Raw genomic sequence first — 7569 nt, 5'->3', positions numbered from 1 at the left:
ATTGACTATGCCTTTAAGAGTTCAGTTTTGGACGGCTTAAGAATCCCCGCGTCTTTAGACCGGGGAGAAGTCAAATCAATCACTATCAGTCCGAACCAAACTGTGATGAAATGACCGATTATAAAAATTCGACACTGAAGCCGGCAGAGCAGATTAAATTAGCCCAAAGTTCGGCCAGAATATTGGCTAAAGAAATTTGTCCCCGGGGCATCGATCGCATCGCTTTGCCTTCCCTATGTCATGCCTGTAGAGAGTTGGAAAGGCTGTACTTGTAGAGTGCGATCGGGTCGGGTTGATTGCAAATCTTTATGAATCGCCTTAAATTGTTTTTGCCCTTCCCCCGCGATCGCCGAAGATCCCCCGGATACTCGCAGATCGCGGGGTGCAACGTTTCCCCTCACCCGATCCCCTGCCTCCAAATTCCGCAATTCCGGCAACCATTGGCGAATGGATTCCCCCTCCGGCCCATGATGCTAGAGAGCGATCGCCCCACCCCAATCCGACCCCAACATTCCAAAAAAAATCGAGGGCGAATCCAATCCGCCCCGACTGAATTGGAAAGTGGAAACTAGGCGTTTCCTTTGCCGTCCGAAACACCGCTGGCGGCCGGTTCGGCGGAAATCTCCCCATCCCCGTTGCCGGATTGGCCGTTGCTCGGCAGTTCCAGACAATACCCGGCGCCGTAGACGGTTTTGATGTACTTGGGATGGCGGGGATCCGGTTCCATTTTCGTCCTCAAGTGGCGGATGTGGACCCGGATGGTTTCGATGTCGTCATCCGGATCGTAACCCCACACTTCCTTGAGAATTTCGCTCGGCGCCACCGTCTGGCCGTGGCGTTGCAGCAAACAGTGTAACAATTCAAACTCTAAATGGGTGAGTTTGACCGTTTTATCAAACCAAATTGCCTCAAATCGTTCGGGAACCAACGTCAGGACACCGTAACTGAGGATTTCGCTGTGTTTCGCCGCCTGGGGGATGCGATCGGTCCGTCGCAACAGGGCGCGGACTCGGGCCAGCATTTCTTCGAGTTCAAACGGTTTGGTCAAATAATCGTCGGCCCCGGCATTGAAACCTTCGACCTTATTTTGAGTCTGCCCCAAAGCCGTCAACATCAAAATGGGAATGTCGGCGGTGCGCTCGTCCCGACGCAACCGCTGACACACCGTAAATCCGTCCACCTTGGGCAGCATCAGATCCAAAACGATCAAATCTGGCAGGAGTTGCAGCGCGAGGGCCTGTCCTTTTATGCCGTCTTCGGCTTGGCTGACTTCGTAACCAGCCATCTCCAGGTTGATCGCCACAAGCTCCGCGATCGCCGGATCGTCATCAATCACTAAAATTCGGGGCATCATCTAAGACTCTGGCTAGGGTGTTCAGATCGACCGCCTACTACGACTCACCTCCGGGAAGGTTGCAATCTTTATTAAGGGTTTTCCAATGAATTGTCAACTTTCCTTAAGATACCTTGACGAGAGGTGTAAAGTTTACTGTACAGATTATAAGCAATATTAGCAAATGCTAAAAGAAGTAACAAAACGTGACGTCCCCCCCCCATACCCCGGTATGATGACTAGATATAGGGTTCACTCATCGGAGTCCGACCCATCAATATCAGGAGGGAATTGACCCATGGCAGTTGAAAAAGTAAACTCGTCCTCCAGCTTGGCCGAAGTCATCGATCGCATCCTCGACAAAGGAATCGTCATCGATGCCTGGGTGCGCGTCTCCCTCGTGGGGATCGAACTGCTGGCCGTCGAAGCTCGGGTTGTCATCGCTTCCGTCGAAACGTACCTGAAGTATGCCGAAGCAGTCGGCCTGACGGCTCAAGCCGCCGTTCCCGCCGTTTAGATCGCATCATCTCATCATCTATCTACATGATCCGGCATCGGGCATCATCGGGTTCAAACGCCCGTCCCTGCAGGATTCCGACCCCCCCCGACAGAAAAGCGAATCACCCTCACCGGCACAATTTCAGGGAGCAGCGATCGCCGGGAGATGCCGTCGGGCGGCGTCCGAAATCAACACCGGCGGGGGTGTCCGATGCTCAACCACCGAGTTTGGGGGAGATCGTCACGTCATGGCCTTAAAAGAGGGTTGGCAAGACAGCCACAATCACCGTCGCCAAGCCGTCGCCGAACGGCAGCAGCAACTCCGGGCGACCGTCGATTCGTGGCAGCAGGAACGACACATCCAGGCCCAGACGCTGCAGGAGGAGCGACGGGCTTTTGTTTCTCAGTTAAAACGGCAAAATCAAGAATTTTTGGCGGAAACCAACGACACCCGCCACCGGAAAGCCGAAGCACTCGCCGGAGAATTGCACGAATTCGTGCGATCGCTCTCCCGGGAAACCGCCGAGTTTCTCACCCTGAGCGCCGACGATCGCACCGCCAGGGCCTTACAATTGGCTCAAGACCTGCAGGCCTTTCGGGAACAACTCCAGGCCACCGTCGAACAATTGCGGCGGGAATGGGACGAACAGAACCGGGAACGGGCTCAGGATCGAGAGCAACGCCGCGATCGCGTCCAGGGCGACCTGCAAGAACTGAATTTGATCCGAGAAACCGTCGCCCGACAACTGCAAGACCAACTCCAGACGGCTCGGGCCGAACGGGAAGCCGACATCAGGGAATTATTTCAAGATCTCGGCCAATTTCGCGCCGAACTGCGGGACTACCGCCAATCCCTAGCGCAATCGGTTTGGGGAAACGGAGGGACAAAACCGGTTTCCCCCGCCACGACATCGCCCAAAACCCGCGACGTCGCCCCCCCCGCATCGGTTCCCAAAGCGACAAAAACGGCACCGCCCCCGACACCTCCGAAACAACCTGCACCCGCCGCCATTCCCGTCAAAACCCTCGAACGCCCCGCCCCGCCCGCGGCTCATTCTCCGAACCCGGAAGGGCTAATTTACGACTACATCCGACAGCGGGAGGGTGTGCGGTTGACAGATATCGAAGACGAGTTGAAACTGAACCGCATTCAAACCGTCGATGCCCTGCGATCGCTCCTCAAACAAGGTCGGATCTCGCAGCGCGATCGCACTTACTACGCCGGAAGCTAAAATAAAAATGGGGGCTGGGGATTGATGGGGTTCGACCGTTCTTTCCCGGCCCCAAATCTTTTTTCCGTCCCCCAAACCTCCACCCCCCCCACACCCTTGCAGCCCAAATCAACCAACATGACCACCGTGCTCCGCGCTGTACCCAAAGGATTCGTCAACACTCCGGCCATTGAAAAACTGACGGTTCGGGCGCTGCGGTACCTCCAATCCGGGTTTTCCGTCCACCTGCGGGGGCCGGCCGGCACCGGCAAAACCACCCTCGCCCTGCACCTCGCCGACTTGCTCAACCGTCCCACCATGCTCATTTTCGGGGACGACGAATTGAAATCCTCCGACATGATCGGCAACCAACTCGGCTACACCCGCAAAAAAGTCGTTGATAACTTCATCCACAGCGTCGTCAAACTCGAAGACGAACTCAAACAAAACTGGATCGACTCCCGCCTCACCCTCGCCTGCAAAGAAGGATTCACCCTGGTTTACGACGAGTTCAACCGCTCCCGCCCCGAAGTCAACAACGTCCTGCTTTCGGCTTTGGAAGAAAAACTGCTCGTCCTCCCCCCCAACGGCAACAATTCCGAGTACATCCGCGTCAACCCCCACTTCCGCGCCATTTTCACCTCCAACCCCGAGGAATACTGCGGCGTCTACGGCACCCAGGACGCCCTGCTCGATCGCCTGATCACGATCAATATGCCCGAACCCGACGAGGCGACGCAACGGGAAATCCTGATCCAAAAAGTCGCAGTCGAACCGGAACAGGCGGAACTGATCGTCGGCTTGGTCCGACAATTCCGCGACGCCACCCACGCCATCGCAACACCCAAAATCCAGTCCGTTGCCCGCCAGCAAACCAACGCTGACAAATCCTCGGGATTGCGGCCCAGTTTGATGATCGCCAGAGTTTGTCGCGACCATGATATCGCGATCGACCCGGGCGAGAGCGAATTTCGCGAAGTTTGCAGCGATATCTTATTATCGAGGGCGATCGGCGACCTGAGTGCACTCGAAAACCGCCTGGAAGCCATCTTTCAAAATCTATCCGGAATTTCCGAACCCGAACCCGCCGCTCTCCCGCCGAGTCCCGAACCCCAACTCTCACCCGCCCCCACCCGCCTCCCCACCACCGAAGAAAAAGTCTACGCCTACCTCAAACAATCCAACGGCGCCAGAGTCTCTGAAATCGAGTCGGCCCTCGGCCTCAACCGAGTCCAAACCACCGACGCCCTGCGATCGCTCCTGAGAAAAAGCTACCTCCGCCAACAAGACAACCGACTCTTCGTCGTCCAAGAAGACAACCACCAATCCGTCTAGCAATGAAAAATTAATTGATAATTCTCAATTATCAATTATCAATGATCAATTCTCATTATGACTTCACAACCGCGTCAATCCAGTTCCCAGCGGGGAGTTCCCATGTCAACCACGGGTTCCACCCTCGCCGACATTTTGGAACGGGTTTTGGACAAAGGAATCGTCATCGCCGGGGATATTTCTGTTTCCGTGGGATCGACGGAACTGTTGAACATCCGCATCCGCCTGCTGGTGGCATCCGTCGATAAAGCCAAGGAAATCGGGATCAACTGGTGGGAAAGCGATCCCTATTTGAGTTCCCACGCCCGAGAATTGGCCGAATCCAATCAAAAACTGTTGGAGGAAGTCAGACACCTGCAACAGGAAGTGCGATCGCTCAAAGCCGCCCAAGAATAATTAACAATTAATAATTAACAATTAACAATTGATTGTTGTCAATTGTCCTTGGATCAATCGAAGCGGGGGGCGATCGCATGATCAGATCAAGTCCGGTTGAATGATCGGAACAAAACGGGTTGGATATCCGCACCGCTTGGGAATCAATTCCCTCTTCTCATAGCTCAAATCATCGGTCGATGATTGGGGAGGTTTAGGAGGGGATAACCGGATTTGATAGAATTATCAATTATCAATTATCAATTGTCCTCGGGTTAATCGCAGCAGGGGCGGGCGGGGAGGATGGAACTGAAACGGCGAAATTCCGCCAGATATTCTTCCAAGAGCACCAGTTGGCTGAGGTTGAGGCGATAATACATCCAGCGTCCCTCCTGTCGCGCTGTCACTAATCCCGCCTCCTTGAGGGTTTTGAGGTGAAAGGAGAGCTTCGACTGACTCACCTGTAAGGTTTCGCAGAGTTCGCACACGCACAATTCCTGGTGGCGGAGGAGTTCCAAAACCCGAATCCGCAGGGGCTCGGAAAGGGCGTGAAACCCGGCGGTGATGTCGGCGGCGGCGTTAACGGTGGTACTGGCCATTAATCTAGTTGCAATATTTTGATCCACTCTAGCAAAATGAAGGCAATCGGCAATCGGCAATCGGCAATAGAGAGGAGAGAGGAGAGAGAAACTCCCGATTCACCGTCCCCCGCCCGTCGGGAATGATCCGCGGCCCTGCCAGACTGAAGCGATGCCCGAATCTGTCGGAGGGAATAGGGTGCGAATGTGACGGGGCGGCTCGGGGCGGGACATGGCCGATCGCCCGACGCCCGGGAATGAGCCGCGATCGCACTTCAAAAACTCGGTATTTTTACCGAGCTAAAATCCGCAGACGTGTTAAAATCTGTAAATGAGAATACAGACGCTTCAACCTTCTCTTTTCAACGAAAATTTATCGAAACAACCGAATTTTTGGTGACTTCAATCACAACAATAAGGTGCGGCAGATCACGACAATTGTGGGTTGATATCATGGTTGTTTGTCCGACAATTGTCTAGAATTGACTCACCAGAAAGTTAGGGTGTCGTGAATGTTTGTGTTGGGGAGAGGTAAGAATCATGTGGGAGAAACTAATACTTGCAGCGCTCGTGACATTATCGCTACAACTCCATTTCGGATGGAAATGGGTCCCTCAAACCCAATTCCGGCTATCCACTCCGAGTCCTCAAACTGAACGGGTGAACGTCGTGGCGTCGAAAATCTCGCCGTCCAATTGAGAACCGCCCATTTTGATGGCGATCGCGGTGGCAATCGGGAGTCAGAGCGATTGATTTTGCCGTTTTCCTCTTTTCGATCAGGACGAGGGCGATTTCTTGCTGAATTCAAATTTTTTGAACGATACCATCGGGGAACGGTTCTCCGTTCGGAACGTCCCCACCAGCCGAAACCCTTTTCTCTCGCTTCAACAATCAAACCTAAGAAAAGTCTCATCTAAATTTCACGGTGATTTTATCCGGCTTGGCTAGTCTGAAAACAGGGAACACCAGATCGCAGTCCCAGCCGAATCGGAGTTGAATCACTATTATGATATCTGCTGCCCTAAAAATTGGTCGGAGGAGTCAGTGTCAAGTCCAGTCTTTCCCCACCCAGAACGCCTGCCAGTGGCGCGATCGCCGGTGGGTGGAGCGGATAGCCCGGGCGTTGGCGGAGCGCCGATTTTGCCTGTACACTCAGGAAGTCGTCTCCCTGACGACCCTCGATCCGAAACGATATTGCGAAATTTTGGTGCGACTCACCGACGATGAAGGACAGGTGATTCCGGCCTCCGCTTTTCTCCCCGTCGCCGAACGTCGCGGATTGATGGGGGAAATCGATCGCTGGGTGATGGCGGCGGTGTTCGACCTGTTGTCGGAATCGAGTCAGAAAATTCGGGACACTTATCGCTTTGCCATCAACCTCTCGGGTGCGACGTTCTACGACCGCAACTATTGGCAGTGGGTCGAGGAAGAATTGACCCAACGGGAGCTGACACCGGATCGGCTCTGTTTTGAAATTCCCGAATCGACCATACTCGAGAATTTACAGGCCGCGGCCGACGCGATCGCCCAACTGCAAATTCGGGGCTACTATGTGACCGTCGATCGGGTGGGGAGTCAGTGCCGCACCCTGGATTATCTCACCTATCTCTGCATCGATTATCTCAAAATAGCCGATTCTTTCGTCAACAATATCGCCGACGATCCGACCGACCTGGCGATCGTGGAAATGATTCACTGTGTCGGGCAGTTGCTCGGCCTTCAAACCATCGCCAAAGGGGTCGAAAGTGAGGCGGCTTTCCGAGCGATCAAAGCCCTGGAAGTCGATTATGCCCAGGGATGTTATCTGACCCGACCTCACCTCCTCCAAACGCAATTTTTGGGATGATTAAGGGCGATGGCTCGACGCCCAGGTAATGGGGGATGGGATTCGGGAAATTACCTGGTGATCAAAGCCCGGAGCTGATAGCGACAAGAGAACCGGCGGCGTTACACTACAATTAATATTGGGGTGCGATTCGTTCGGGAATGAAATAAGGCTGAAATGCCTGAAACAACCTCCCGGTAAGGCTTCCATCCCCTTGGATGGATACAAGGGTTACACCCCTGACCAGCCTTATAACTGTCTGTATGTTCCTAAGTTTGGTATTACATGATACTAAATGAGGTCGGAACTCTCAGGGTCAAGAGGAGAAGTGGAGATTTTAACAATTCTTTAACAATCCTCAAGAGAGGAGGCGATAGCCACCCCCAGTTTTAGGATTCACAACCCTAGGATTGA

The 7569-nt window shown here is 53.8% G+C and carries 7 protein-coding genes; 5 read left to right on the top strand and 2 right to left on the bottom strand.

What is annotated here, in order from left to right; translation table 11 throughout:
- Positions 1-568 precede the first annotated feature (568 nt).
- Positions 569-1351: a response regulator transcription factor gene (locus LKE08_RS09990; protein WP_324704073.1), complete on the bottom strand. Its 783-nt coding sequence runs from the start codon at positions 1349-1351 to the stop codon at positions 569-571.
- A gap of 280 nt (positions 1352-1631) precedes the next feature.
- On the opposite strand from LKE08_RS09990, the gene gvpA reads away from it, so the two are divergent.
- The 4 genes from gvpA (at position 1632) to LKE08_RS09970 (ending at position 4773) form a co-directional block, all read left to right on the top strand.
- On the top strand, positions 1632-1850 hold the full coding sequence (gvpA, locus tag LKE08_RS09985) for a gas vesicle structural protein GvpA (RefSeq protein ID WP_324704072.1): 219 nt from the start codon (positions 1632-1634) through the stop codon (positions 1848-1850).
- Between the two features lie 229 nt (positions 1851-2079).
- Positions 2080-3063 (top strand): gas vesicle protein GvpC, encoded by a 984-nt coding sequence (gene gvpC, locus LKE08_RS09980; RefSeq protein ID WP_324704071.1) that lies wholly within the window; start codon positions 2080-2082, stop codon positions 3061-3063.
- A 117-nt stretch (positions 3064-3180) separates the two neighbouring features.
- Positions 3181-4377 (top strand): gas vesicle protein GvpN, encoded by a 1197-nt coding sequence (gene gvpN / locus LKE08_RS09975; protein WP_324704070.1) that lies wholly within the window; start codon positions 3181-3183, stop codon positions 4375-4377.
- Positions 4378-4434: 57 nt separating this feature from the next.
- On the top strand, positions 4435-4773 hold the full coding sequence (locus LKE08_RS09970; RefSeq protein ID WP_324704069.1) for a gas vesicle protein: 339 nt from the start codon (positions 4435-4437) through the stop codon (positions 4771-4773).
- 254 nt (positions 4774-5027) lie between these two features.
- On the opposite strand, the gene LKE08_RS09965 is transcribed toward LKE08_RS09970, so the two are convergent.
- Complete coding sequence (locus LKE08_RS09965) at positions 5028-5351, bottom strand: metalloregulator ArsR/SmtB family transcription factor (RefSeq protein WP_324704068.1); 324 nt, start codon at positions 5349-5351, stop codon at positions 5028-5030.
- Positions 5352-6336: 985 nt separating this feature from the next.
- On the opposite strand from LKE08_RS09965, the gene LKE08_RS09960 reads away from it, so the two are divergent.
- Positions 6337-7176, top strand: coding sequence for an EAL domain-containing protein (locus LKE08_RS09960; RefSeq protein ID WP_324704067.1), 840 nt, complete (start codon positions 6337-6339; stop codon positions 7174-7176).
- Positions 7177-7569: the final 393 nt, after the last annotated feature.

Origin of the sequence: Lyngbya sp. CCY1209 (assembly GCF_035615495.1) — a bacterium.
Lineage (GTDB): Bacteria > Cyanobacteriota > Cyanobacteriia > Cyanobacteriales > Microcoleaceae > Limnospira.
The sequence above is the reverse complement of the archived record's forward strand: the minus strand, read 5'-3'. Positions and strand labels throughout refer to the sequence as shown.

Bases quoted from the DNA above. Each gene is read 5' to 3' on its own strand.
- LKE08_RS09960 (WP_324704067.1), top strand. From the start codon at position 6,337: ATGATATCTGCTGCCCTAAAAATTGGTCGGAGGAGTCAGTGTCAAGTC.
- LKE08_RS09990 (WP_324704073.1), bottom strand. From the start codon at position 1,351: ATGCCCCGAATTTTAGTGATTGATGACGATCCGGCGATCGCGGAGCTT.
- gvpN (WP_324704070.1), top strand. From the start codon at position 3,181: ATGACCACCGTGCTCCGCGCTGTACCCAAAGGATTCGTCAACACTCCG.
- LKE08_RS09970 (WP_324704069.1), top strand. From the start codon at position 4,435: ATGACTTCACAACCGCGTCAATCCAGTTCCCAGCGGGGAGTTCCCATG.
- LKE08_RS09965 (WP_324704068.1), bottom strand. From the start codon at position 5,351: ATGGCCAGTACCACCGTTAACGCCGCCGCCGACATCACCGCCGGGTTT.
- gvpC (WP_324704071.1), top strand. From the start codon at position 2,080: ATGGCCTTAAAAGAGGGTTGGCAAGACAGCCACAATCACCGTCGCCAA.
- gvpA (WP_324704072.1), top strand. From the start codon at position 1,632: ATGGCAGTTGAAAAAGTAAACTCGTCCTCCAGCTTGGCCGAAGTCATC.